Origin of the sequence: Flavihumibacter sp. UBA7668, assembly GCF_002483205.1 — a bacterium.
GTDB lineage: Bacteria > Bacteroidota > Bacteroidia > Chitinophagales > Chitinophagaceae > Flavihumibacter.
This window is the reverse complement of record NZ_DLHM01000005.1, coordinates 623,281-649,087: the sequence shown is the minus strand read 5'-3', so window position 1 is coordinate 649,087 and position 25,807 is coordinate 623,281. Positions and strand designations below refer to the sequence as shown.

General features: G+C 43.4%; 20 protein-coding genes. 10 read left to right on the top strand and 10 right to left on the bottom strand.

The window, feature by feature from the left end; genetic code table 11:
- Position 1: 1 nt before the first annotated feature.
- The gene (locus tag B2746_RS14855) at positions 2-1,216 is read right to left on the bottom strand and encodes an alanine dehydrogenase (protein ID WP_290795442.1); all 1,215 of its coding nucleotides are present in this window, start codon (positions 1,214-1,216) and stop codon (positions 2-4) included.
- A 46-nt stretch (positions 1,217-1,262) separates the two neighbouring features.
- Entirely contained in the window at positions 1,263-1,688 is a 426-nt protein-coding gene (tsaE, locus tag B2746_RS14850; RefSeq protein ID WP_290795439.1) for a tRNA (adenosine(37)-N6)-threonylcarbamoyltransferase complex ATPase subunit type 1 TsaE, read from the bottom strand.
- Between the two features lie 83 nt (positions 1,689-1,771).
- Between tsaE and B2746_RS14845 the strand changes: the two genes are divergently transcribed.
- Together B2746_RS14845 and B2746_RS14840 are read left to right on the top strand one after the other, a co-directional pair.
- The gene (locus B2746_RS14845) at positions 1,772-3,910 is read left to right on the top strand and encodes a heavy metal translocating P-type ATPase (RefSeq protein ID WP_290795437.1); all 2,139 of its coding nucleotides are present in this window, start codon (positions 1,772-1,774) and stop codon (positions 3,908-3,910) included.
- A gap of 155 nt (positions 3,911-4,065) precedes the next feature.
- The gene (locus tag B2746_RS14840) at positions 4,066-5,973 is read left to right on the top strand and encodes a RecQ family ATP-dependent DNA helicase (RefSeq protein WP_290795435.1); all 1,908 of its coding nucleotides are present in this window, start codon (positions 4,066-4,068) and stop codon (positions 5,971-5,973) included.
- On the opposite strand, the gene B2746_RS14835 is transcribed toward B2746_RS14840, so the two are convergent.
- Both B2746_RS14835 and B2746_RS14830 read right to left on the bottom strand, forming a co-directional pair.
- Complete coding sequence (locus tag B2746_RS14835; protein ID WP_290795433.1) at positions 5,965-7,542, bottom strand: helicase HerA-like domain-containing protein; 1,578 nt, start codon at positions 7,540-7,542, stop codon at positions 5,965-5,967. The two genes, B2746_RS14840 and B2746_RS14835, sit on opposite strands and share 9 nt — an antisense overlap.
- Before the next feature lie 48 nt (positions 7,543-7,590).
- On the bottom strand, positions 7,591-7,962 hold the full coding sequence (locus B2746_RS14830; RefSeq protein ID WP_290795431.1) for a co-chaperone GroES: 372 nt from the start codon (positions 7,960-7,962) through the stop codon (positions 7,591-7,593).
- A 223-nt stretch (positions 7,963-8,185) separates the two neighbouring features.
- On the opposite strand from B2746_RS14830, the gene B2746_RS14825 reads away from it, so the two are divergent.
- Positions 8,186-8,893 (top strand): response regulator transcription factor, encoded by a 708-nt coding sequence (locus tag B2746_RS14825; protein ID WP_290795429.1) that lies wholly within the window; start codon positions 8,186-8,188, stop codon positions 8,891-8,893.
- Positions 8,894-8,953: 60 nt separating this feature from the next.
- On the opposite strand, the gene ruvB is transcribed toward B2746_RS14825, so the two are convergent.
- Positions 8,954-9,994, bottom strand: a complete 1,041-nt coding sequence (gene ruvB / locus B2746_RS14820) for a Holliday junction branch migration DNA helicase RuvB (RefSeq protein WP_290795426.1) — start codon at positions 9,992-9,994, stop codon at positions 8,954-8,956.
- Between the two features lie 89 nt (positions 9,995-10,083).
- Between ruvB and B2746_RS14815 the strand changes: the two genes are divergently transcribed.
- The gene (locus tag B2746_RS14815; RefSeq protein WP_290795424.1) at positions 10,084-10,509 is read left to right on the top strand and encodes a MarR family winged helix-turn-helix transcriptional regulator; all 426 of its coding nucleotides are present in this window, start codon (positions 10,084-10,086) and stop codon (positions 10,507-10,509) included.
- A 40-nt stretch (positions 10,510-10,549) separates the two neighbouring features.
- Complete coding sequence (locus B2746_RS14810; protein ID WP_290795423.1) at positions 10,550-11,446, top strand: NAD(P)H-binding protein; 897 nt, start codon at positions 10,550-10,552, stop codon at positions 11,444-11,446.
- Positions 11,447-11,513: 67 nt separating this feature from the next.
- Here the strand turns inward: B2746_RS14810 and B2746_RS14805 are convergent, their stop codons facing one another.
- Together B2746_RS14805 and B2746_RS14800 are read right to left on the bottom strand one after the other, a co-directional pair.
- Positions 11,514-12,719, bottom strand: a complete 1,206-nt coding sequence (locus B2746_RS14805) for an OmpA family protein (protein WP_290795422.1) — start codon at positions 12,717-12,719, stop codon at positions 11,514-11,516.
- Between the two features lie 101 nt (positions 12,720-12,820).
- Positions 12,821-13,510 carry a peptidoglycan DD-metalloendopeptidase family protein gene (locus tag B2746_RS14800; protein WP_290795421.1) on the bottom strand — a complete coding sequence of 230 codons (690 nt, stop codon included), beginning with the start codon at positions 13,508-13,510 and terminating at the stop codon, positions 12,821-12,823.
- A gap of 91 nt (positions 13,511-13,601) precedes the next feature.
- Between B2746_RS14800 and B2746_RS14795 the strand changes: the two genes are divergently transcribed.
- The 3 genes from B2746_RS14795 to B2746_RS14785 are packed head-to-tail and all read left to right on the top strand — an operon-like array spanning position 13,602 to position 16,962.
- A complete protein-coding gene (locus tag B2746_RS14795; RefSeq protein WP_290795420.1) occupies positions 13,602-14,906 on the top strand; it encodes an MFS transporter in 1,305 nt (434 codons plus the stop codon).
- A complete protein-coding gene (locus B2746_RS14790; protein ID WP_290795417.1) occupies positions 14,899-16,071 on the top strand; it encodes a glycoside hydrolase 100 family protein in 1,173 nt (390 codons plus the stop codon). Before B2746_RS14795 ends, B2746_RS14790 begins: the two co-directional genes overlap by 8 nt.
- Before the next feature lie 9 nt (positions 16,072-16,080).
- Positions 16,081-16,962 (top strand): carbohydrate kinase family protein, encoded by an 882-nt coding sequence (locus tag B2746_RS14785; RefSeq protein ID WP_290795415.1) that lies wholly within the window; start codon positions 16,081-16,083, stop codon positions 16,960-16,962.
- Here B2746_RS14785 and treA read toward each other — a convergent pair.
- Positions 16,959-18,554 carry an alpha,alpha-trehalase TreA gene (gene treA / locus B2746_RS14780; RefSeq protein WP_290795413.1) on the bottom strand — a complete coding sequence of 532 codons (1,596 nt, stop codon included), beginning with the start codon at positions 18,552-18,554 and terminating at the stop codon, positions 16,959-16,961. The two genes, B2746_RS14785 and treA, sit on opposite strands and share 4 nt — an antisense overlap.
- A 10-nt stretch (positions 18,555-18,564) precedes the next feature.
- A complete protein-coding gene (locus B2746_RS14775) occupies positions 18,565-20,613 on the bottom strand; it encodes a glycosyl hydrolase family 95 catalytic domain-containing protein (protein ID WP_290795411.1) in 2,049 nt (682 codons plus the stop codon).
- A gap of 64 nt (positions 20,614-20,677) precedes the next feature.
- Here B2746_RS14775 and B2746_RS14770 point away from each other — a divergent pair, with 64 nt between their 5' ends.
- Both B2746_RS14770 and B2746_RS14765 read left to right on the top strand, forming a co-directional pair.
- The gene (locus tag B2746_RS14770; RefSeq protein WP_290795409.1) at positions 20,678-21,637 is read left to right on the top strand and encodes a GyrI-like domain-containing protein; all 960 of its coding nucleotides are present in this window, start codon (positions 20,678-20,680) and stop codon (positions 21,635-21,637) included.
- Between the two features lie 4 nt (positions 21,638-21,641).
- Positions 21,642-22,499, top strand: a complete 858-nt coding sequence (locus tag B2746_RS14765) for a hypothetical protein (RefSeq protein ID WP_290795407.1) — start codon at positions 21,642-21,644, stop codon at positions 22,497-22,499.
- On the opposite strand, the gene B2746_RS14760 is transcribed toward B2746_RS14765, so the two are convergent.
- The gene (locus B2746_RS14760; protein ID WP_290795404.1) at positions 22,490-25,804 is read right to left on the bottom strand and encodes a VCBS repeat-containing protein; all 3,315 of its coding nucleotides are present in this window, start codon (positions 25,802-25,804) and stop codon (positions 22,490-22,492) included. The two genes, B2746_RS14765 and B2746_RS14760, sit on opposite strands and share 10 nt — an antisense overlap.
- Positions 25,805-25,807: the final 3 nt, after the last annotated feature.

The window sequence follows — 25,807 nt, the reverse complement described above, 5'->3', positions numbered from 1 at the left end:
CTTATCGACGGCTGGCAATCAGCAGATTCAAATCCGTGTATTTAAGATTAAAGCGCTGGCTGAGGTGGAAATGAGTGAGTGCTCCTTTAAACAGATAGATCCCGCTTCGCAGGTAAATTTTCTGCCAGATCAGGTGATCAATTCCACCTTCTTCAGCAGCTTCCAGCAGGAGTGGCATCAAAACATTACTGATACCATGGGAAGCAGTGCGGGCGAATCCGGAAGGAATATTGGGAACACAGTAATGAATCACCCCATATTTCATAAAAATCGGTTGTTCATGACTGGTAATTTCGGAGGTTTCGAAACAGCCCCCACTGTCAATACTCACATCGATTACTACACTACCGGGTCGCATATTGCTTACCATTTCTTCCGTTACAACAATAGGGGCACGGCCGGTGCTGGACCCCAATGCACCAACAGCAACTTCGCAGGTCTTAAGCTGTTTGGCCAGAATTTTTGGTTCCAGTACGGAAGTCCATAAACGATGACCAATATTATTCTGTAATTGTTTTAGCCGATAAACACTATTATCAAACACTTTGACGGAAGCACCAAGCGCAATAGCTGCACGTGCTGCGTACTCACCAACTATACCTGCTCCAATGATAACTACTTTGGAAGGTGGAATACCGGAAATTCCACCCAGCAAAACACCTTTTCCATGATTGGCTGAGCTGAGGTATTGTCCGGCTATCAGCATCACCGCACTACCTGCAATTTCACTCATACTCCTCACAATGGGAAGGGATCCGCTTTCATCTTTGAGTTGTTCAAAACTGAGTGCGGTAATCTTTTTATCCATCATCTTCTCCAGCAAAGAAGCTTTTAACAAGGTTGTATGCATGGGAGAAATGATCATTTGTCCCATTTGAAGGAGAGGAATATCCTCTTCAATTACCGGAGCGCTTTTTACCAGTATGGGTGCCTTATAAACTTCGGCTTTTTCGTACACGATTCTGGCACCCGCTTCGCTGTAATCGCGATCGCGAAAATGTGCAGCATCCCCTGCATTATGTTCAATGGTAACCTGATGACCGTTACTTACAAGAACACCTACCGCATCAGGCGTAAGGGACACCCGATTTTCCTGAAAAGCTATTTCTTTAGGGATACCAATATGCAATTGCGCACCCGTTGGTTTTACATCGAGCGTCTCTTCCAGGGTTTCATAACTGAAGGACGGGCTGATAAATGGTTTATGCTGCGACATGTAATTAATCGAGTTGGAAAATTACAATTTATAAACTGATTTTTTTCTAAGAGATGGCAGCGGGAATTCTAAGTTCGAGTTCCCGGGTGACCGGGTCCAGCACTTTGAGGTGGATTCTGACCAGGTTTTGAGGCAGCAGATGGGGTATTTTTTCAGCCCATTCAATAAAACACCAGTTGACACCATCCAAACATTCTTCAATTCCTGCATCAACCGCCTCCTCTTCCGATTTCAGGCGGTAACAATCTATATGGTAAACAGGTCCGGAGGCAGAACCGTATTCATTTATTATTGAAAAAGTGGGACTCCCAACCGGATCAGTAACCATTAATTCATCGCAAATGGCATGCACCAGTGTTGTTTTTCCGGCGCCCATAGGTGCATCCAGTGCAATAACCCGGGGATGATCCAGCTCTTTTAGGAGATCCTTTGCCAAAGCAGGCAATTCAGCTAATGTATACCGTCGAACCATGGTCAAATTTAGGGCAATTTAACGGTCGCAGTACAGTGGCAGCTTTTCGTAAATTTGCAGAATAAACAGGTAAACGAGTAAGCATGGAATCAATTAACTGGAAAGTAGAAGGCATGACCTGTTCAAATTGTGCCCTTAGTGTAACGAGGTATCTTGAAAAGGAAGGCATGCAGAACGTGAAAGTGAATCCAATCGATGGCGATGTACACTTTGAAGTGTCTGAATTTGATAAAAACAAACAGAACTCACTTACAAAAGGGATTTCTTCGCTGGGTTATGTGGTAGTGGATGAACAGGCACCCAAACCGGTTGTTGAGGGGAAACCACCGATGAACCGCTACCTGCGGTACATGTTGATCTGTCTTCCATGTACGCTGGTTTTGATGCTGCATATGATTCCCGGTCTCCATTTGCACTGGTTGATGAACCCCTGGGTACAGCTTGTGCTTTGTTTACCGGTTTACCTGGTGGGGATGTATTATTTCGGACGTAGTGCCTGGAAAAGTATGCGTTCGGGCCTGCCCAATATGAATGTACTGGTAACACTGGGTGCCACGGCGGCTTTTGTTTATAGTCTGGTTGGCACATTTATTCCCCAGCCGGAGAACTACCTGTTTTATGAAACCACGGCAGCCATAATCACGCTGGTCTTTCTTGGCAACTATCTGGAGGATCTTTCCATACACAGCACACAGAAAGAACTGAACAAACTGGTGAAAAACCAGCGGGTAATGGCCAATATGATTGCCTATGATGACCAGCATCAGGAATTATTTTTTCCAATTGAAAATATTCATCTGAAAAGCGGTGATCTGATTCTCATAAAAAACGGAGAACAGGTACCTGCAGATGCAAAAATTCTTTGGGGAGACGCATCCGTAAATGAAGCCATCATTACCGGCGAAAGCGAACCCATTCAGAAAAAAGCCAAGGATTCACTTATTGGCGGTAGTTTGTTGATTGAAGGGATGGTGAAAGCGCAGGTAACTGCGGGAGCGGATCAATCGGTTCTAGCCAATATTATCAATCTGGTAAAAAAGGCGCAGGGCGATAAGCCTCCGGTTCAGCGAATGGCCGACAAAATCAGTGCTGTTTTTGTACCAGTGGTGCTGGCCATTGCAGTGCTGACTTTTTTGATCAATTTCTATTTTTTATCGGGCGATTCTGCCCATGCTTTTCGCGACTCCCTCATGCGCAGTATTGCTGTGTTGGTGATTGCCTGCCCATGTGCAATGGGACTGGCAACACCGGCAGCCATTGCAGTTGGATTGGGTAGAGCGGCACGCAGTGGTATCTTATTTCGTAATGCAAAATCGCTGGAAGCTTTCAAAGACATAAAGCAGGTGGTATTTGACAAAACCGGGACATTAACCACTGGTAAATTTCAGTTACAGGCCTTTGAGGCGATTGGAATTAATGAAGTGGAATTTAAGCGTATCCTTGCTTCGATGGAACGTTATTCCAATCACCCGATAGCACAGGTGATTTCACGCAACTGGAAAACCAATGATATGATTCGGTGGGAATCCATTGAAGAAGTAAAAGGCAGCGGCATGAAAGGCCGGAGCAAAGACGGCGACGAGTATTGGGCCGGCTCTTATGCTATTGCAGCCAATCATACAAAGGAGGATCAACATAATATTTATGTTCTGCGAAACCAGGAATTGATTGGGTGGGTGGATGTGGCAGATGAAATTCGTCCTGAAGCTGCGGGCGTGATAAACTACCTGCATAAAAAAGGGATCAAAACCATCCTGCTTAGTGGCGATCGTTTATCCAAAACAGAAAAGATTGGTCGGGCACTGGGTATTCAGGAAGTGATTGCAGAAAAATCTCCGGCAGAAAAGCTTGCATTGATTGAAGAATTGAATGCGTCCATTCCAACTGCCATGGTTGGGGATGGCATTAATGATGCGCCTGCATTGGCGAAAGCGAGTATTGGAATTTCATTAAGCGATGCCTCCCAAATTGCCGTTCAAACTGCAGACATTGTATTGATGAATCATGGCCTTTCGCAATTACCCGAAGCACTGGGACTCGGCAAACACACCTTACTAACAATAAAACAAAATCTATTCTGGGCATTTGCTTATAATATTGTGGCAATTCCAATTGCCGCTATCGGACTACTAACTCCCACCATTGGTGCCCTGGTAATGGGACTGAGCGATGTAGTGCTGGCAGCCAACTCAGTAAAACTATTTGTAAAGAAGGTAAGGTAGGAAGTGGGGAAAACGGAGGAAAGGGAAAAAGAGGAGACAAAGGAGGAAAAGAGGAGACAAAGGAAGAAAAGAGGAATTCCCGAAATAAAAGATAAAATCACAGAAACTTCACCTTTCACCTTTCACTTATTCACCTTATTCACCTTATCCCTCCAATGCCTCATCCTCTTTCCATCCACTCCATTCTTCTCCAATACTGGGGGCATGATCAATTCCGGCCATTACAGGAAGAGATTATCCAGACTGCATTGGATAAGAAAGATTGCCTGGCTTTATTGCCAACCGGAAGTGGAAAATCAGTTTGCTTTCAGGTACCGGCAATGGCAATGGAGGGATTATGTCTGGTGATCAGTCCGCTTATTGCGCTGATGAAAGATCAGGTGGCACAATTAAAGAAAAAAGGCATCTCTGCATTAGCTATTCATACTGGCATGCCGTATAAGGAAGTTGCCAAAACCATGCAGCTGGCATTGAATGGTCATATCAAATTTCTATATGTATCTCCTGAACGAATTCAAACCAATTTATTCAAAGAATACCTGCCGGCGTTGCCCATCTGTCTGATTGCGGTGGATGAAGCCCATTGTGTTTCGCAGTGGGGATATGATTTTCGTCCGCAGTACCTGCAAATTGCCAGTCTAAGGGAAAGTCTGCCAAAAGTTCCCCTACTGGCCCTTACTGCCTCTGCCACACCGCTCGTGCAACAGGATATTGTTGACCAATTGCAACTTAAAAATGCAGTAATCCATAAAGGCTCTTTTATAAGGGAAGCGCTTTCCTACAGTTGTTTTGAAGAAACAAATAAATTGCAAAAGCTTACAGATATCCTGTCTAAAGTAGAAGGCAGCAGCATCGTGTACTGCAGAAGCCGGAAACGCACGGTTGACATTTGCAGACATCTTACCCAACGGGGCATTACTGCCACCTATTATCATGCCGGCCTGGATCAGGAAGAACGCAATGAACGCCAGCAAAACTGGACTAATAACCAGGTTCGGATTATAGTCAGTACCAATGCATTTGGGATGGGCATTGATAAACCGGATGTTCGAACTGTAATACATTATGATGTACCAGATTGTCTTGAAAATTATTATCAGGAAGCCGGACGTGCAGGTCGTGATCGCAAAAAAGCCTATGCTGTTCTCTTGTATAATCAGCCGGATCTGAGCGATCTGCAATTGCAACTGGAAAAAAAATTCCCTCCTGTTGAAATAGTCAAAAATGTGTATCAGGCTATGGCGAATTTCCTGCACATACCAACTGGAACAGGTGAAGGAAATACCTATGATTTTGACCTCAGTTTGTTTTGTAAAAATTTCGATCTGGACAGGATGGTAACCATTAATGCGTTTCAGTTATTACAGGCAAATGGTTACTGCGCATTGAATGAATCAGTTTATGAACCGGCAAGGGTACAATTTATCGCTGACAGAAACTGGCTGGAAGAAGTTGAACGCAACTATCCCAATCTGGAGCCCTTGATCAAAACCTTACTTCGCACCATTGAAGGTGTATTCAGTTATCCGGGTATGGTATCGGAAGCTTATATGGCCAAATTGCTGAGAATTGAAAAGTCGGCCGTAACAGAGCAATTAAAACAATTACATTCTCTGGGTGTTTTGGTGTATCAGCCAACAAAGGACCAGCCACAACTGGTTTTATTGTGTGAACGGATGAAAGCCGAATATATTCAACTGGATCTGAATGCCATCAAAAAAAGAAAAGAACTGGCAAAGGAACGATTGGATTCACTGATTGAATTTACCACTGGCCAGGATTGCCGGAGCAGTTATATTGGTCGCTATTTTGGTGATAAAGGGATTAAGGATTGCGGCATCTGTGATATTTGTCTGGCAAAAAAAAGAAAGCCGATTTCATCACAGGTTTTACAGGAAGAAATCCTTCAATCGCTTCGATCCGCATCCAAAACAATGGAAGGAATCCATGCAGAATTCGGCTTACGTGCAGAACAGAATGACATATTAAATGCTATCCGTAATCTGGAAAGTGAACAATTGGTGCGCGTTCATTTAAACGGAACGCTTGAATTATTACCATAAACTTTTTTTCTTTGAACTTCTGCCACCTAATCCCAATGCACCGAGCAAGGTTCGGGTAATGGTACTCGTTAATGTTCGGGTTGCCTGCCGGCCTGCAGAACTGTTCAACATTTTTTCCAATACAGATTTTTCTTCCTTAGCTGAACTTCCTCTGGTTTTTGTGGCTTCTTTTTCGGCCTGCTTTTTAGCATCCTCTTCGGCAGCAAGGCCGGCGGCTTCCTCCAGTTTAGCTGTCAGCAATTCATAGGCGCTTTCTGAGTCTACTGCTGAATTGTATTTTTTTATCAATTTACTTCCGCTAACCAGGGAACCAATTTCCTGTTCGGTTAAGATATCCATTCTGCTTCGGGGTGAAATCAATAATACATGAGCAAGCGGAGTTGGAATTCCTTTTTCGTTAAGCAGAGTTACCATCGCTTCGCCAATACCAAGCTGTGTCAGCAGTTCATCGGTTTTATAAAAATCAGTTTCCGGATAATTTTCTGCCGTCTGCTTGATTACTTTCCTATCTGCTGCGGTAAATGCTCTCAAAGCATGCTGAATTTTTAATCCCAGTTGTCCAAGTACATCTTTTGGAACATCCATCGGATTCTGCGTGCAGAAAAAGATCCCGATTCCTTTGGATCGGATCAGCTTCACAATGGTTTCGATTTGTTGTAATAAAGCGGGACTTGCTTCCTGAAAAATCAGATGGGCTTCATCCACAAAAAGAACCAGTTTGGGTTTATCCATATCCCCTTCTTCAGGCGATGATCCATATAGTTCAGCCAGTAACTGAAGCATAAAGGTGGAAAACAGTTTGGGACGATCCTGAAGATCTGTGACCCGTAGAATGGATATCATTCCCCTGCCATCATCGGAGATCCGCATCAGGTCATCCACTTCAAAACTTTTTTCACCAAAAAATGTATCTGCTCCCTGCTGTTGTAATTCAACTACTTTTCGCAGAATCGTACCGGTTGAAGTAGTGGAGATTTTACCATAGGCTTTTTCCAGTTCAGCCTTACCTTCATCGCTTACATATTGCAGGACTTTGATAAAATCTTTCAGGTCCAACAGAGGCAGTTGATTATCATCACACCACTTGAAAATCATGGCAACCAGTCCGGATTGCGTATCATTCAAACCAAGAATCTTACTTAATAAAACCGGTCCGAATTCACTAACGGTTGCTCTTAAGCGGACACCTGGTTCATCGCTGAGTGATAGCAATTCAACCGGATAGGGTGCCGGCTGATAGTCCATTTTAAGGTGCTGGTATCGCTCCTTGATTTTATCATTGGCAGTACCTGCTGCAGCAATGCCACTCAGGTCACCTTTAATATCCATCAGTAAAACAGGAACAGAATTATCGCTTAGTACTTCTGCCAGGATTTGCAGGGTTTTTGTTTTACCTGTACCGGTTGCGCCGGCAATAAGTCCGTGTCGGTTGAGCGTTTTTAATGGAACCAGAATTTCCGCATCCGGTACCGGCTGTCCGTTTAAAATTCCAACACCTATTTTGGCAGCATCACCTTTAAAACTATAACCTTTGCGGATGGCTTCAATAAATTGATTTATATCGGACATGAATGCGCTATTTCTGAGTAAGATAATGGAAAAATGAAATCCTTTGATTTAAAAATCCTCCTCCCGTTCGAGCATCAGGATGGCGCTTTGTGGCACGATAAAATACTTTTCTCCCTCGTACATGACTTCGGTGGCACCACTTACCAGAAAGATGGCCAGATCACCTTCATGTACTTGCAGAGGAATATATTTCACCTGCTCTTCAGCCTGCTTCCAGGACTCATCTTCGGGTGGAGTGGGAATTGCATAACCCGGACCGGTACGAATTACATACCCCTGCTGCACTTTTTCTTTTTCCTGTACACCGGGGGGCAAATACAACCCGCTGGCGGTTTGTTCATTTGGTTTCGAGGGGCGGATCAGCACCCGATCCCCAATCACTATCAATTTCTTCAGCTTTGAATCAGAGGTTAAACGCATGAGGGTATTTTTTTCAAAAATACGGTGAAAGGTGAAAGGTGAAAGGTGAAAAAACGGAGCAGGTGGCAACAGGATGCAAACCCTTATCGGTTAGCCGGCTTTTCCGCCCCTTCCTCCTCTTTCTCCGTTGTCTCCCTTTTCTCTCTTCTTAACAAAAGATTATTCCCTTTGGCTGCCGCGGTAAAATGAATTAATTTTATTATTATCACTTAAATCAATGATCATGGAAGAAAAGAAAGCTAGAATACTATTATGTGAAGACGATCAGAATCTTGGACTGGTGCTGAAGAATTACCTGGAATTGAATGATTTTGATGTGGTGTTGGAAAGAGATGGCCGCCTCGGACTGGCTGCCTTTCAGCGCGAGAAATTTGATCTCTGCCTGCTGGACGTTATGATGCCCAATATGGACGGATTCAGCCTGGCTGAAGAAATCCGTGATATAGATCCGGATGTACCCTTGTTTTTTCTGAGTGCCAAAACCATGAAGGAAGATATTATCCAGGGCTATAAACTGGGTGCTGATGATTATATTACCAAGCCATTTGACAGCGAGGTATTACTCCTGAAAATCAAAGCCATCCTCAAACGTAATGAGGAATTGAATAAGGAAAATGAGAACAAGGAATTTGACCTGGGCAGCTTCCATTTCAATCCTAAACTCCGCGAGTTAACGCAGAATGGACAGACTCAAACCTTATCCCCCAAGGAAAATGAGTTGTTGAAAATGCTTTGCGAACATATGAACGACCTGCTTCCCCGAGAACAGGCATTGAAAAAAATCTGGGGCAGCGATACCTATTTCAACGGCCGTAGTATGGATGTATACATCGCGAAACTGCGGAAGTACCTGAAAGAAGATACCAGCATTGAAATCGTGAATATCCACGGAAATGGTTTCCGCCTGGTTGTTCCCACACCTGCTTCCTAATGCAGTTCTAAAAAATTATGAGCCGGCGTTGCTACCAAAATAATAGCAGCGCTGGCTTTTTTATATCAGGGAATCAAAGAGACCTGGTGAATTACCAGACCGAGGTTGTTTTCCCAGGTGTTCGTAGGCTTTGGCAGTTGCTTCCCTTCCGCGTGGAGTTCGCTGCAAAAATCCCTCCTGAATCAAAAAGGGCTCATACACTTCCTCCAGGGTTCCCGACTCCTCTCCCACTGCAGTGGCGATGGTTGTAATGCCAACCGGTCCGCCTTTGAACTTTTCTATGATGGTTGACAAAATCCGGTTATCCATTTCATCCAATCCATGTTCGTCCACATTCAGTGCTTTAAGGGCATGCTGGGTAATGCCGATATCCAGCTGACCATCGTTTAATACCATGGCAAAATCACGAACCCGGCGTAATAAACCATTGGCTATACGTGGAGTTCCCCTGCTACGGCGGGCTATTTCTTTTGCGGCCTCCGCAGTAATTGGTGCATTCAATAGTGCAGCAGAGCGCAGGATAATTTTCTCCAATACAGCAGCAGTGTAATATTCCAAGCGTGATTTAATGGCAAAACGACTTAGCAGCGGAGCCGTTAACAAACCACTTCGGGTGGTGGCACCAATTAAGGTAAATGGATTGAGATTTATTTGAATACTTCGTGCATTGGGGCCACTATCAATCAGAATATCTATCCGGTAATCTTCCATGGCAGCATAGAGGTACTCCTCCACAACTGTACTGAGACGATGAATTTCATCTATAAACAACACATCATTGGCTTCCAGATTGGTGAGCAAGCCAGCCAGATCTGCGGGCTTTTCAATGACAGGTCCGGATGTTTCGCGGATTTTCACCCCCATTTCATTGGCAACTATGCGGGATAAAGTGGTTTTCCCCAAACCAGGCGGACCATGAAACAATACATGATCCAATGCTTCTCCCCTGATTTTGGCTGCTTTTATAAAGATTTTCAGGTTCTCAATTATCTGTGCCTGTCCGGCAAAATCATCAATTTCCTTCGGTCGCAAACTGTTCTCAAACTCTTTTTCTGCTGAACCAACCGGAGACGATTCGGGATCTAAATGCGGGTTGCTCATAGTTCAATCATTTCACAGGTTTTACCCGGTTCAATATTAGCCAAAAAGTTTTATTTGCATATACAAATTACAAGTTTTACATTTGAATCGTGAAAGCATCTGATAGCAGGTATAATAAATGCATTTATTTTTCCAGCAATGCGCTGGCAAGAAAAATTGAGCGGCTCGCTATGGATTGCTGGAAAAAAGTAGGCCTCGCTCCCAGTCATGCTTATCTGCTGATGATGGTGCTGGAAGAACCTGGCATGCAACCCGGGCTGGCAGCGGAAGAGCTGCAATTGAGTCCCAGTACCGTTACCCGTCTTATCGAAAAACTGGAAGAAAAGAAATTGGTGGTTCGTACTACAGAAGGAAAACTCACCAATATCTATCCTACTCCTAAAGCCAAAGAACTATTTCCACTAATGAAAACCTGTACCCAGGAATTTCAGGATCAGTACAACTCATTATTAGGAAAAGAAGAAAGCTCCAAGCTTGTTGGCGCTATCAACCGTATCAACGATAAACTACCCTGATTTTTTTTCTTTCATTAATTGTACATACAAATATTAAATCATGAACTACGTAATCACCGGTGGCGCAGGCCACATTTCGAAACCACTTGTGCTGGAATTATTGAAAAAAGGGCACCAGGTAACTGTGCTGGGAAGATCCGCAACCAATCTGCAGGAACTGGTTGATGCAGGAGCCAAAGCAGCCATCGGATCAGTGGAAGACCGTTCCTTTTTAACCCGGGAGTTTGCCGGAGCCGATGCTGTCTATTTAATGATTCCCCCCATAAAACAACCGGAAAACTGGAAAACAGAAATCGGAAAAATCGGAGAAAACTATGCAGCTGCCCTGAAGGAAACAGGAGTAAAATATGCCGTTTTATTAAGTAGTGTGGGGGCACATATGCCCAATGGATGCGGACCGGTAAGTGGCTTATTCCTGGCTGAACAGGCATTGGATAAAGTTCCCGGCTTAAACCTGCTGAAATTACGTCCGGGGTATTTTTATATCAATTTCCTGGGTAATATTCCGATGATCAAAACGGCACAAATTATGGGGAGTAATTTCGGAGGAACAGCAGACAAAATCATTTTATCCTCCACCGATGATATTGCAGATGCAGCAGCGGCAGCTTTGCTGAAATTAAATTTCAAAGGGTCTACTGTTCGATATCTGGTAAGTGATGAAAAGAATACTGCGGACATTGCAGCGGCGATAGGTAAAACAATTGACCAGCCTGAATTACCCTGGGTACCATTTACAGATGAGCAATTGGAACAGGGTTTATTGGCTGCCGGGCTCGCACCACAGGTTGCCAAAAATTATACAGAAATGGGCACCGCCATTCGCAGTGGGCAGATGTTTGAGGAGTATCGTACCAGCCCTGACATTCAAAAAGGAACAAGATCTTTTGATACATTTTTGCCACAATTCAAGGCGGTATATACCGCTTCGAAATAAAATGGTACAGGAGTAAAACAAGAGGCTGTCTCATCAGGACAGCCTCTTTCATTTACTTACATAACCCTTATTTCTCTCTAAGCTGAACCGATATCCTGCGATCCACCCGGCGCTCTTCATCACTGGCTGTTTCCACAACTTTAGCCAGTTCTTCTCCATATCCTTCCGCACCAACCAATTGCGGCTTATTTGCACCTTCCTTAAGAATTTCCGTTAATACAGCATCTGCTCTTTCCTGGGAAAGTTTTTTATTGTCTTCATCATTTCCAACTTTATCAGTGTATCCGCCAATTTTGATTTTGGCTGCGGGGTATGCTTTCAGAATAGCCACAATATTCCGAACCTGTGCAATACTTTCTGCTGTAAGAATTGCACTGCCTGTTTCAAAATTGAGGTTATCAAAATCAAACCACTGATCCTTACCGGCAACACAGGCTGTATCATTCAAACAGGCTACCAGTCTGTCTTCTATTCCACCTTTATAGGCATCGATTTCTGTACCGTCTACCAATTTCACTTTGAGTGCTTCTCGAATGGGAACAGAGCCCGCTGGTGTTGGATCTGGTACCGGATTCGAAATATGCTCTGTAACCGCTACTTCTTCTTTCTTCGTTCCATCACAACCTTTAAAAATATATAATAATAAAGCAACTGCTGCCAGTCCGAGTAAGATCGGCATTAACCAGGAACCTGACTTCTTAGGTTCCTCAACATAACCGGTGGCTGGTTTGGCAGGTGATCCACCAATGCCCAATAAACTGGTGAGATTCAAACCCGCAGGCATGGCGTTTAAAAAGCTCGATTTCTGGCTACTCAGCAGAGATGACAGTCCGCTGGCAGATAACCCATTTTCCACTGAGTGTTTTCCAAGAAACCCCAACACCATTGGAGCAATGGAACCCAGCAAAGATGCTGCAGAAGATCCTTTTATTCCTGCAAACTGCGCAATGGCATTGGCAATGCCACCTACCTTGTCTCCAAACAAACTACTTAGCAGACCGGGAGAACTATCCGGAATTCCACCGCCTCCCGAACTAAAGGCATTGCTCAGGTTACCGAGCATACCACTGTTCATGGCCTGTCTGGCAAGATCCATAATCATCGATGCTCCTCCCGTTTCTGCTTTTTGCGTAATGCCCAATAAACTAGCCGGTACAAGTCCGGAAACAGCTCTTCCAACAGAGGATTCCGATTCTCCTAAATAAGCGGCAGCTTTCCCTAATAAATCAGGTGTAATAAAAGATTTAGCTGCATCCAGGATGTTAAATGCCATAAAAAAAGTTTAATGGTTAAAGAAATGCAGGGGCGGATGCAGGCTAATCAGGAGCGGGGCGGAAACTGAAATTAAACTTTTCTATAATAGGAAAATCGGGATCACAGAAATTTATTCATCTGCAAAATAAGATCGGGATCAGGGCAGTTAGTCAGCCAATGTTCCCGTTCACTCAGCCGGACCACACCAGGATAATCTCCTTCATACATTCCGATATCACGGATTACCTGAAAATGCAAATGTGGTGGCCATTGACCATTTTCCCCGGGCTTACCAAAATGTGCAAACAGCTGTCCGCGATTGATGTATTGTCCGGGTGAAAGCGCCTGAATATCCGCTTTGGACAAATGACCATAGAGGGTATAAAAAGGTATGCCATCCAGTTGATGCAGTAAAATGATCGTTGCGCCGTAATCACCCAGAGAATCATTCCATCCCAAACTATGTACCATACCTCCCATAAAGGCGAATATTTCCGTTCCTGCCGGCCCCCATATATCTACTCCAATATGCAAACGCCGCGGCTCCGATCCATCATCAAACAACCCGCTCCTGCTATACATTTCTCTTAATTCGTTGTATCCGCCTATCAGGTAACGGGCATTTTTGCGAAGTCGAACCTGCTCTATATAGGGAAGAAATTCTTTCAGTCGTTCAGCCATCCCTACTGGCAGATCTCCCTCTTTGGTTAAATTCAGCGAAGCAAGCTGATCCGTACCGGGAGTAAACGAAACCACCGGATGAAATCCGGATTGATTCTTCAGAATGCAGGCAATCAGGGGATCTATCATATCCACAAAGATAACGCAACGGTTTGCTGTGGAGATCTCCAGAACAAACCGAAACCTAAATAGTATTTTTAAGTATAACCAACGATTGCTTATGCAGCTGCAAAAACCCACCCTGAGTTTCTGGCAAATAATCAATATGAATGTGGGTTTCTTCGGCATTCAGTATAGTTTCGGCTTACAGCAAACTGCTATTAATCCGCTTTATACTTTTCTCGAAGCCAAACCGGAAGAACTGCCCATTCTTAATCTGGCCGGTCCTATGACCGGACTTCTCATTCAACCCATTATTGGTGCGATGAGTGACCGCACCTGGCATCCCCGCTGGGGCAGACGAAAACCCTATTTTCTTATTGGCGCTATTGTCTGCAGCATTTGTCTCTTTGCATTTCCATTCAGCAGAGCCTTGTGGATGGCAGCCGGGCTCCTTTGGATTCTTGATGCTGCCAATAACACCGCAATGGAACCTTATCGGGCATTCATTGCCGATAAGCTACCGGCAAAACAACAGCCACTCGGCTTTTTAACCCAGAGTTTTTTCACCGGATTGGGAATAACCCTGGCCAACCTGTCTCTCGGATTTTTCAAAGACATCATCTCGGGCACTTCTCATTCAGGTATTCCCTATTGGGTTTACGGATCCTTTTTTGTTGGGGGTATCTGTTCGATCCTTTCTGTTTTGTGGTCTGTTCTAACAACACCGGAAATACCGCCAACCATCGAAGAACTGGCACATCTTAAAGCACAGAAAAAAGGGCTGCTTGAACCCTTTCGCGAAATCGGTAGTGCGCTTAAAAATATGCCACCCGTTATGTGGCAATTGGCGCTGGTTTATCTTTTTCAATGGTATGCTATGTTTTGTTACTGGCAATATGTTTCGCTTAGTATTGCGGCATCTGTTTTTAATACCGATAGCAATGGAGCTGCTTATGAAGATGCTGTTGTGCTGGCCGGACAAGTCAACGGCTTTTACAATATCGTTACTTTTTTATCAGCCTTCTTACTGGTGTGGATGGCAAAAAAAATGGGAGCCAAATGGCTCCATGTAACCTGTCTGCTGATGGCAAGTATCGCGTTATGGGCTTTTCCCCAAATAAGAGATCGTACCCTGCTTTTTCTTCCTATGGTTGGTTTTGGTATTGCCTGGGCCAGCATGATGGGTATTCCCTATGTAATGGTGGTTGGCAGCATCCCAAAAGAACGCTATGGTGTTTATATGGGCATCATTAACATGATGATTGTCATCCCTATGATTTTGCAAACACTTAGTTTTGGATGGATCTATACCAATCTCCTGGGAAGCATTCCGGGCAATGCCATCCTTTTTGCTGCGGCCCTTCTATTTTTAGCCGCGATGGCCACACTACGTATCAAACCCGCACCAGTAAGCCATGATTAATTTATCTGATTATCATCGTTCCATTGAGATCCTGCGCAAGGCTTCCACACCGCATGGATTTGTGGCCAGCCTGCAGGAGCAGGATAATTACCGAAGAATCTGGACGCGCGATGGCACCATCAACAGCCTTGCAGCATTATTAAGCGGAGAACCCGATCTGATTGAAACAGTTCAGTACACCCTGCAAACCATTTTTAAGAACCAACACCCAAGCGGATTCATGCCCTCCAATGTGAGCCCGGGTAAAGGAGTGAGTTATGGAGGCACGGTTGGCAGAGCCGATAATCCCAGTTGGGCTGTGATTGGTTTATGCCAGTATACTTTATTACAAAATGATCGTTCACTTGCACAAACCTATATACACCAGGTTGAAAAATGTTTTTCGGTTATGGATGCATGGGAATATAATGGCAAAGAACTGCTGTATGTTCCGCAAAGTGGTGATTGGGCGGATGAATACATCCAACATGGGTATATACTCTTCAATCAGCTCCTTCGTGTATGGGCACTTCGATTAGCTTCCCTTGTTTATGAAAGAGAAAACTGGTTAAGCAAGGCCAGCTCCATTAAACAGATAATTGAAATCAATTTCTGGAACCGATTGGGTAAAGGTCCGCTCTATGCACCCAATCTGAAGCACCAACTCGATGCAGCTCCTCAAGGCTATTGGCTGATGGGATTTAATCCCGCCAGAATTTACCATCAATTTGACTTGCAGGCGAACTGCCTGGCTATTTTATTGGGAATCGGAAATGCAGAAGAGAACAGAGAAGCCTTACAGTTTATGCAGGGATTAGGACTTCGAATGAATCATATGTTACCTTCTTTTTATCCGGCAATCAATTATACAGATCCCGATATGAAGGAACTTGAAAATAATTTTGCTTACAGTTTCCGCAACAAGCCGCATGAATTTCATAATGGCGGATTGTGGCCGGTTTGGAATGGTTTTTTAGCTGCAGCCGCCATGCAATCGGGAGATGCTGAATTTGCTGCCGCGGTTACAATGCAGATCGAAGCTGCCAACCAAAAGAATAATTTTCAATACAATGAATGTTTGCATGGAGAAAAAGGGGAACCTATTGGTGTACCATATTGCACCTGGAGTGCAGGCGGCCATGTACTGGCCATCAATTACCTGGAAGGGAAACGTTTGTTTATTTAAATCAGCAAGATGAAAACTAAACATGTTTTAGCTATTGGAGAAGCATTGATTGATGCTGTTTCGACAGATTTTGTAAACGATCTTTCAATGGCTTCACAATTGGAATTAAAACCAGGTGGCAGTCCGGCTAATTTCTGCCGTTTTCTGCATCAGTTGGGAACCTCTTCTCAACTGGTTGCTACGGTTGGAAAAGATGGATTTGCAGATATAATTCTGAGGGATTTAAAACAAAAACATATCGATACCAGTCTGATTAAAATTTCACCCATACATACTACCAGTTTGATTGCGGTTGGAAAAAGCAAAGGCACACCCGATTTCATTCCCTATCGGGATGCCGATATGCAGATCGGAAGAATTGATCCTGCCTGGTATACAAAAGCAGACCTCATCCATACTACTGCATTTGCCTTAAGCAAAGAACCTGCACAAACAACCATTCTGACTGCACTTCAGCGGGCCAGGCAAGCAGGAATACAACTTAGTGTGGACTGGAATTATTCAGAAAAAATCTGGGGCCCTGACAATAATTCATCCCTTATTTTTAAGGCCGTACTCTCTTTCAAACCAATCTTGAAATTCAGTCTGGATGATGCCAGCCGTTTTTTGGGTACTGAGCAAACAATAGAATCAGCTAAAGAATACCTCTCGAATTTTCCGGCGACAGTGGCCTGCCTCACCTGCGGCAGTGAAGGTGTTTGGTTTAAAACTGCAGAACAGGATTGGCAGCATCAGGGAGCTCCACCTGTGGAGGTAAAAGACAGCACAGGTGCCGGCGACAGCTTTTGGGCGGGATTTATCAACGCGTGGTTAAGAGAACTGCCAATTGAGGAAGCAATTGATCAGGCATTACATACGGCCGCACGAAGATTGAGAGGTGAATTAAGTTAAACCGGTTGTTTCAGCCAGGCAATCATGGCCAGATACACACCATTTGTCCAGCCGAACCCATCCTGTGCCTTGTATTCACCCCCACCTGCAGGCAGGGTTAAATCCACTACGTTATATTTCTCCATGAGTTTACCTGTTTCTTTATACACTTTTTCATTCAGGCGGGTCCAGCGTTGAGCAATCTCTTTTGCCAAGCCGATCTGTCCACTTCTTGCCAATCCCATTACTGCCATCCATTGAAGAGGTGCCCATCCGTTGGGAGCATCCCATTGTTCGCCGGTTGTTTGCAGACTGGTTTGTAATCCCCCGGGCTGTAATAATTTTTCCTGTACCACAACAGCTGCCTGTCTTGCAATCAAACTTAAATACCCCTGTTTATGTGAGAAAAAAACAAAGGGGAATAGCCCGGCTGGAGTAATCTGTTTGGTGAGCGTTGCTTTTTTAAAATTGTAATCGGTATAAAATTTCAATTCCCTGCTCCAGCAATATTTTTCAATAGACTGCTGTCTTTTTTCTGCAGCAGTTTCATAAAGCATGGAAATGGAATCTTCCTTTGCAATTTTATATGCTCTAGCCAAACTATTTTCCACTCCAACCAGCAAACTATTCAGATCAACGGGAATAATATCAGCTGTTTCAATTGTTGATAGTGTTTTACCATCAGGCAGCCATCGGCTGCTAAAATCCCATCCGCTGGCGGCACCTGCCCGTAAATGCTGGAATACGCTGGTTTTATTTCGGGTTGATTTTTTGGCTGTTTCGATATCCTCTTTATAACTTTCGGGCCGGGGTGTGGCGCTTTCATCCCAATAGCGATTTAATATGGATTCGTTGCCCATTGAAACCACTCGTTTAAAAGCCTGTCCTTTCTTCAGGTTGCCCGCACCTTCCATCCAATACCGGTATTCTTTTTCCATGGAAGGAAGGTATTGAAGGATAACCTGATCGCCTTTTACAGAAGCAAGCAATTCCACCATCAGGCTAAAAAAAGGAGGCTGTGAGCGACTCAGGTAATAGGTTCGGTTTCCGTTGGGAATATGGCCATAGGTATTGATCAGATAGGCAAAATTATCAATCATATTCTCCATCAATTCATATTCCCTGCTTTCTTTCAATCCAAGCAGCGTGAAATAGGAATCCCAATAATAAATTTCCCTGAAGCGACCGCCGGGTACAATATAGGGATGTGGTAAAGGCAGCAGAGAGGAGCCTTTTATTGCCGTATCTTTTTCTCTTTTCAGTACTTTCCACAGCTCCTGAATATGTTCTGTTATGGAATGATTCGGATTGGATTGAAAGACAGAAGCGGTGGAATCAGGCAGTATGAAATAATTTCTAACGAATTGCGTAAGTGAAAATTTGGTTTCCGGATTTTTCTGCGCTTTCCGATAAGCCAGTACGATTTCTTCCGGACTCATAACCGGTATGGCATCCGCAAAAGTTTTGCCGTCGGGAAATATTCTTGCCAGTTGTACATCAGAAAAAAGTTCGGCATAAAGCAAATCAGGACTTTTGGGCAAACTGTCCTGCGCCATCCCACCCATCGACAAAAGCATTCCGGCTACAATGTTTGAAATAAAACGTAGATCCATAAGCTAATTTTTACTGTTGTACAACAAAGGTCTTTTTATCCGGCCCCACCCCTGTAATGGTCAGTTTTTTCCAATGGGAAGGCAGTACTGATTTAATCTGCACAATTCCTTTGGGTGTTATTTCCAATCCGCCGAACCCCATCAGCACACTTTGTATCACACCACCTGCACCAGTTGCAAAATAAGGATTAGTTCCTCCTTTGGTTTCCGCTATAACTCTGAACGGCGGATTCAGGTTGGGTAAATAGGAGTCTTTGAACCAATGCAGGGCTTTCTCCTTATCTCCCAGGCGTGCATAGAGGGTTGTAAATACGGCTTGTGTCATTGCGGGGGTTCCTTCATCCGGCACACGTTGTTCATAATATTCAAGATCTTTCCTGATTGCTTTCGGATCTGTAATTTCCTTCAGGGGATAAGAAAGCAAATTAACATCCGCCTGTTTGATCCCTTCTCCCTTATAGCTGGCATGTTCCTGCGTTACACCATCGGGAAATTTCAGAATCGGAATATTGGAAGCAACCAATGCCCAATCTGCATTCGGTGTAATACCCAATAATTTTGCAGCTTCCGTTGCAAAACGAAGATTCGCTTTTGCCGCTGCATTGGTGAAAGCATTATTGTCGACGTTTTCTGCCCATTCATCTGCTGCTACCACATTGTTGATATTGTATTGTCCGGGACCAGCACGTTCCACCCGGCTTGCCCAGAAATCGGCCGTTTCAGAAAGTATGGGGTATCCTTTATCGCGCAACCAGTTTTTATCCTGGGTAACGCAATAATAATTCCAGGCAGCAATAGCCACACAGGCCGTTATATGATGTTCAAATGGTCCGCTTAATGCCCAAACCGGGGTTTCTTCCACACCAGAATCAGCGCTTTCCCATGGAAACATGGCGCCTTTAAATCCTTTGGAAAAAGCATTTCTCCTTGCCGCTTCCAGCCGCTGAAAACGATATTCAACCAAACTTTTTGCAATAGCAGGCTGCAGGGTCAGCAGGGCGGGGAACATCCATAATTCTGTATCCCAGAATACATGGCCATTGTATCCGAGTCCGGATAATCCCATGGGTGAAGGGGAGAAAGCTGTTCCCTCTCTTGCGAAGGAATAGAGATGATAGAGCATGCTGTGGATATCCTGTTGTGCCTGCGGATCACCTTCAATGATGATATCACTTTTCCAAAGTTCATTCCAGGCCTGTTGATGAAATTTAAGCAAGCGGTCTCTTCCTTCAAGTCGGGCATAAATAGTCAGGCGTTCGGCTTCATTCAGCGGATCATCGTGGTGCGCGGAAGTAATGGATGAACCAGCAATAGCGAACCGATAATTTTCTCCAGCTTTTAATTCTTTGCTGAATTTCATCAGGTGGCGATTATTGTCCCACATTTCATGAATCACTCTGGGTTCATGTCCATGTTTTTCTTCGAATAAAAAAGTATTGGAGGCACAGAGTAATAATTTTCCAGCCGGACTTTTAGCAGAAGAGGTCAGGAGGCTGAGCACCACATGGGGACGATCAATTTCATTGTAATAATTCTGCACATCGCGCAAAGCATCGGGTGCTTCCATAACACTGGCCATTTTAACCGAAATATTTTTCTTTGGCTGAATACTGATATCCATCAATACAGTATAAGGCAAATGACGAAGGGCAAAATAACTATATTCCACGCTGGCCTTATCTGCATAATCAAAACTTGCTGTAAATGCCCCTGCCTTCATATCAAGGGTTTGTGTAAAGTTGGAAACCTGGTGGTTATCCATGAGTTTTCCATCAATTTCAAGGGTACAGTTCAATAAATTAAAGCTGCGCAAAAAATTGCTCACCCTGCCCCGTCCATATTGGTCGTAGGCTCCGGCAAGCACTACTTCTTTCACTGTTAAGGGAGCAGCGGATGATACAAGCCCGATCATTCCATTGGCCACTGTAATTCCATAATAATCAGAGGCATCCGGATTGGAGGCGGAAAGTTTCCATGGATCGATGGTTTGTGCAGCGGTTTCTGTGATTGCCAGCAAAGAAAAAGCTACAAACGACAGATTAATAAATAGTTTCATCATATATAGCAGAATTTAGCGGCTTGCTTATTAAATTTACCAACACTATCCCAAGTAATCACCATTTATGTTAAAAGGCCGGAAGTTTATTATTATTTTATTGTTGGGTATTACCGGCCTGGTGTTATTAACATCTGTTTCAGTTCCCATTCAGTTCAGTGCTACCGCAAAAGTTCCTTATTCGCTTAACCGCACGATGGATCAGTTCCGAACAGCGGAACAACTTCGGAAATGGTTTTATCCCTTTGTAAATGCCGACAGTTCGGAGATCGGAAAACTGGATGGTGACAGATCCGGTTTGTATATGGATGGTCATGGAATTGAGCTGGTTGCGGAGCAACCCGGCCATATTGTGATGGCCATTGAAACGGATGATATTAAACGAAGGATTGATTTTGATATTTCAGCCGACCCATCTTCTAAAGGAGATTGTCTGGTTGAAGCTTCCGTTTATCGAACCATCTGGAAAAGATGGATTGATCCCGATCCGATTGATGAACAGGTGGTAACGAGTTTGAAAGAACTGGAAGCTTTCACTAATAACACACAGCGTTTTTATGGTTTTGTAATTAAAAAAGAAACCATCACCGACAGTTGTTATCTGTTTATGACTAAAACAGTTTTGCCAGAAGAAAAAGCGGCAGCAACTACCCAATTGTTTGACAGCCTGATCAATCATATAAAAAAACATCCGGTTGACTGGTCGGGCAGGCGGATTTTCTATCAGCAGGCAACTGATAGTGGCAGGATCAATATTTTTACGGGAGTAGTGGTATCCTGTTTGTTGGAAAGGCAGGCGGCTCTTGGAATCGGGCAAAAAAAATTACCCGCAGGCAAACAAATGCTGACAGCTGAATTCAAGGGGGCTTATAAAGATATTGATAAGGCCTACAAGGCATTGGATCAATACCGAAAAGATTATTCACTGGTGGGATACATGTTACCATTCGAAGATTTACTTTCACCCGGATTTGGTTTTCAACCGGAAGATAAAATACGAATTAAACTCTGTTACCCGATTTTATAAGAAAATGAAAAGAAAAAATATCCTGACGCTCACAATAATACTGGCAACAGTACTTGTTTTAATAGTGCTATTGACCAAAAATTTTCAGAGTGAAATAACTATCAATAGTCCGGTTTCTGCGGATAAAACCGCCCAACACATTCTACAGGATTCAAGCCTGACAATTAAAGAACTAAATCCATATACGTACCTTTTAAGGATTCGCAACAGGAATCAACAGGAGCAATTGGTTCGTTTACTGATTCAACCCAAGATCCAGAAACCATCTACCAGTCAGTTACGATTTCAATATTTCAAAAAAGGAATTCAATTTATCCTTCCTTCTAAAAATGATCCGGTTAACTTGTTGGCGGAAAGAATGAATTCCTACTTAATAAACACGGAATTATTATACGGCTACAAAATTGAACGCACCACCGTTCAGGACACTACCTATTTATTTAAAACCATCCTGGTTCCTACTGACAGTTTGCTATCTAAAATGAACCTGGTTTATGATTCGCTCATACAATACGCGGCAGAAAAAAAACTTAGTTATAGGGGAGTACGTATTTTTAACATTTACCGAATGGACAGCAATTATAGCCAGTTGAATGCCAGCATTTCCATTCACACGCCACTTACCGAAACGCTTCCAACAGGAATTGAATTCAAACAGATGCCCTATAAGAAAAATTTACTGGTGGCAGCATTTAAAGGTCGATTTAATCAATTGAATCTTGCATTTGAAGCACTGGAACGCTATAAAACTGATTATGATTTGGTAAACATGGCTATTCCGTATGCCGAACTTCCAGTGGATGTAACAATCCAATCAGATAACCAGGAAGTGGAACTCAGGGTTTACTATCCTTATTTTTGAGTAAGTCCTTTTATCCGGACGAGTTTTAAACTATCATTGTTACGGGCAATCAAAAAAGCAGGCTCTTTATCCAGTTGAATTTTGGAAATACGACGCAGTTCACCTTTCACTACCGGACTCCAATCAGCATAACGGAATCCTCTACCTCGCTCGTTAATCAGCACAGCCCCGGTACCGGCATCATTTCTTCCCATTTGAATGGAATTGGCATAAAAATTTGATCCAACCAACAGATCCAGCCACCCATCCTGATTAACATCAGTCAGTTCAGTGGATCGGAATGGACTAAGTTGAACTTCCCATGGAAAACTATGCCACTCAAATTTCCAGTTGCCTTTATTCAGGAGGTAACCGCTATTAAAACTGGTTGCATAAAATAGTTTTGAGTCATCCAGTTTGGATTGGTCAATTATTTCATTGATGTCTGCTTTTGCAAAATCGCCGGCGAACAGGAATTTCTTTTTCAGATAAGGTAATTGTTTTTCCAGCTCCATCTTGTTGGCGAAAATATTTTCTTTCCCTTCTATATAATAGGTAAGTATTTGTTCTTTTTTTCCGTTCGCATCAAAATCATTTACATACATTCGAACAGGTTCTTCCTTTGTTGGCTTCAGGCGGTTATTGTAGCCCTGATTCCCGGCAACCAGGTCAGGCAGTCCATCCTTATTTATATCAACCGGAATAAGAAAATTCCACCAGCCGGAATCATCCAATATTTTCCTTTTTTTAAATCCTGTTTTATTATTTTCCAACACAACCAGCCCGTCCCATTCAAGTGCTAGCAGCAAATCCTTATCGCCATCCCCATCCAGATCAAACCACTCCGCATTTTTAACAAGCCCTAAAAGACCTTTATCCGGTGCCAGCAGATCGGTTTGGTCGGAAAAATGTCCACTTCCATCATTCATAAGAAAATAGGATTTGGGAATGGTACCATAATCGTATGGAACTGATCTGGCTCCTATAAAAAGATCAATTTTCCCATCGCCATTCAAATCCGCAGCTTTTATACAGGATGCTGTGAGCAAAACAGCGTTAAAGGCATCCGGCAATAATCGCAACAAACCTTTTCCATCATTTAAATAAGCCCTCGGTAATAATTTGGAATCTTTCCCATAATACTCATTTCCTCCACTTGCAGTAACCAGGTCAGGATAGCCATCCCCATTGATATCCAGCCACACAGCATCTACTTCTTCATACATACTATCGGCTTCCAATGCAGGCTGGTGCATAGGTTTAAATTTACCGTCGGCAGATTGTAAAAGGACACTGGCTTTATTCGACTTGGAGGAACCCAAAAAAATATCTTCCGTTCCATCCCCATTAATATCTGCCACTGCCAAAGCCGGGCCTTCCGTGGATAACATAAAAGGAATCAGGGGCTCCCGATTAAACTCCACAAACGGATTTTCTTTATGAAAAAGTTTAATTCCGGATGCACTGGAAATATCTTCAACCAAAAGTTGATGCACTTTTGGCATTGCCTGCGATTTATCAAATGGAGCCCCACCTTGCTCATACCGAACTTCCATTTTTGAATTCAATTTCGGGTTGGTCAGTTTGAGACTGGTCTGGTCTGGCCAAACCAGCAGAACAGAATCCACTTTCAGTTTACCAATTCCTATATGCAGGGGCTGCTCCATAGAGGATTGAAATCCGCGAACCGGATATTTTTCATAATACAGTATGGACGAATCGGAATAAATATATACAGCAGTCCCAATGGCATTTTTATTCTGATCCGGCCCAATTAAACTGAGCTGCAGGCAGGCTGAACTGTCCATTTCCTGCTGGTTATTGCGATATACAAAAACAGGATCATCAATATTATTGGTAACAATATCAAGATCACCGTCATTATCCAGGTCTGCCACTACAGATCCATTGGAAAAACCGGGTTGATCCTTATTTACTTTGAATGCTTCTGACGAAAATTTGAAATCACCGACATTCCGAAATAAAGCATTCGGTAATTTGATTTGCGGGAATTGTTCAACCAGACTCATGTCCTCCTTCTTTAAACTGGAGGATCGTATTTTTTCCTGAATGCTTTCATTGGTAACAAAGTTCACATAATCAATATCGTTCAATCGGCGTGGAATACCATTGGAAACAAAAAGATCTTTCAATCCATCGTTATCAAAATCAGCCCAGAGTGGTGCCCAGGACCAATCGGTAGCAGCCACTCCGGCATAGAGTCCCAGTTCATTAAAAACGCCAGAACGGTTATTTTTTTGCAGGTTATTTCGGGTATACTGATAATGGTATCCATAACCGATCTTCATCATGAAGAGATTGTATTCATCCTCACCGAGAGACCGTTTTAAAATTTGCGGATCGGAAGGCAACATATCAGCTGAAATAAGATCTGGTAATCCGTCATTATTTACATCTCCCGCATCCACGCCCATGGAGAATTGACTCGTATGCTGCATCCGGCTCGTAAGTTCCTCCCTAAAACTCCCCTCCCCTGTATTGATATAGAGATAATCATTTTCATGAAAATCATTTCCGATATAAATATCGGGCCATCCGTCTGCATTCAGATCGCTGACTACGATACCCAAACCATAACCGATAACTGAACTCTCAATACCCACTTCTTTGGTTTTATCGAAATACTTTCCTGCTTCATTTACAAAAAAACGATCACCGGATTGCGGATGCATGGTACCAATAAACCGATCACGTTTTCCAAAGGTTCCATTGTGATGCACCGAGTGATTCATTAAAAAAAGGTCGAGGTCGCCATCCTGATCAAAATCAAAAAACGCAGCCTGGGTACTGAATCCGGAAAAATCCAACCCATAAGCATTCGCCTCATCCTGGTAGGTTGGGATGCCATCGTTAATACCCTGGCAAATTAATAATTGATTTTTGCCCGGCATCTGTTCATAACCCGATACGCGGCAGATATAAATATCCAGCAAACCATCGTTGTTTATATCCACCACAGACACACCAGTTGACCAGCCCTTATCATCGGGAATCAGGGCTTCTTTGGTGATGTCTTTAAATTTCAGTTCGCCCTTATTTAAATACAGCCTGTTTTGCGACTGGTTGGAGGCAAAAAACAAATCAATTAAACCGTCTTTATTGAAATCACCTGCACCAATTCCGGCACCGTTGTAGAAATACATGTAATTAAACATGTTGAATTTTGAACTGGGCGTAAGGTTGTTTGAAAAATCAAGGCCGGTACTACCGGCATCCAGTAAATCAAACTGAGCTTTTTTTTCCGTATTTCGGCAGGAAAACAATAACACCAAACAGCAGGCAGCACAAAATAAATTCTTCCTCATGAA

Excerpts from the sequence above, each read along its gene's own strand:
- B2746_RS14855 (WP_290795442.1), bottom strand. The coding sequence starts at position 1,216 with ATGTCGCAGCATAAACCATTTATCAGCCCGTCCTTCAGTTATGAAACC.
- tsaE (WP_290795439.1), bottom strand. The coding sequence starts at position 1,688 with ATGGTTCGACGGTATACATTAGCTGAATTGCCTGCTTTGGCAAAGGAT.
- B2746_RS14845 (WP_290795437.1), top strand. The coding sequence starts at position 1,772 with ATGGAATCAATTAACTGGAAAGTAGAAGGCATGACCTGTTCAAATTGT.
- B2746_RS14840 (WP_290795435.1), top strand. The coding sequence starts at position 4,066 with ATGCCTCATCCTCTTTCCATCCACTCCATTCTTCTCCAATACTGGGGG.
- B2746_RS14835 (WP_290795433.1), bottom strand. The coding sequence starts at position 7,542 with ATGTCCGATATAAATCAATTTATTGAAGCCATCCGCAAAGGTTATAGT.
- B2746_RS14830 (WP_290795431.1), bottom strand. The coding sequence starts at position 7,962 with ATGCGTTTAACCTCTGATTCAAAGCTGAAGAAATTGATAGTGATTGGG.
- B2746_RS14825 (WP_290795429.1), top strand. The coding sequence starts at position 8,186 with ATGGAAGAAAAGAAAGCTAGAATACTATTATGTGAAGACGATCAGAAT.
- ruvB (WP_290795426.1), bottom strand. The coding sequence starts at position 9,994 with ATGAGCAACCCGCATTTAGATCCCGAATCGTCTCCGGTTGGTTCAGCA.
- B2746_RS14810 (WP_290795423.1), top strand. The coding sequence starts at position 10,550 with ATGAACTACGTAATCACCGGTGGCGCAGGCCACATTTCGAAACCACTT.
- B2746_RS14805 (WP_290795422.1), bottom strand. The coding sequence starts at position 12,719 with ATGGCATTTAACATCCTGGATGCAGCTAAATCTTTTATTACACCTGAT.
- B2746_RS14800 (WP_290795421.1), bottom strand. The coding sequence starts at position 13,510 with ATGATAGATCCCCTGATTGCCTGCATTCTGAAGAATCAATCCGGATTT.
- B2746_RS14795 (WP_290795420.1), top strand. The coding sequence starts at position 13,602 with ATGCAGCTGCAAAAACCCACCCTGAGTTTCTGGCAAATAATCAATATG.
- B2746_RS14790 (WP_290795417.1), top strand. The coding sequence starts at position 14,899 with ATGATTAATTTATCTGATTATCATCGTTCCATTGAGATCCTGCGCAAG.
- B2746_RS14785 (WP_290795415.1), top strand. The coding sequence starts at position 16,081 with ATGAAAACTAAACATGTTTTAGCTATTGGAGAAGCATTGATTGATGCT.
- treA (WP_290795413.1), bottom strand. The coding sequence starts at position 18,554 with ATGGATCTACGTTTTATTTCAAACATTGTAGCCGGAATGCTTTTGTCG.
- B2746_RS14775 (WP_290795411.1), bottom strand. The coding sequence starts at position 20,613 with ATGATGAAACTATTTATTAATCTGTCGTTTGTAGCTTTTTCTTTGCTG.
- B2746_RS14770 (WP_290795409.1), top strand. The coding sequence starts at position 20,678 with ATGTTAAAAGGCCGGAAGTTTATTATTATTTTATTGTTGGGTATTACC.
- B2746_RS14765 (WP_290795407.1), top strand. The coding sequence starts at position 21,642 with ATGAAAAGAAAAAATATCCTGACGCTCACAATAATACTGGCAACAGTA.
- B2746_RS14760 (WP_290795404.1), bottom strand. The coding sequence starts at position 25,804 with ATGAGGAAGAATTTATTTTGTGCTGCCTGCTGTTTGGTGTTATTGTTT.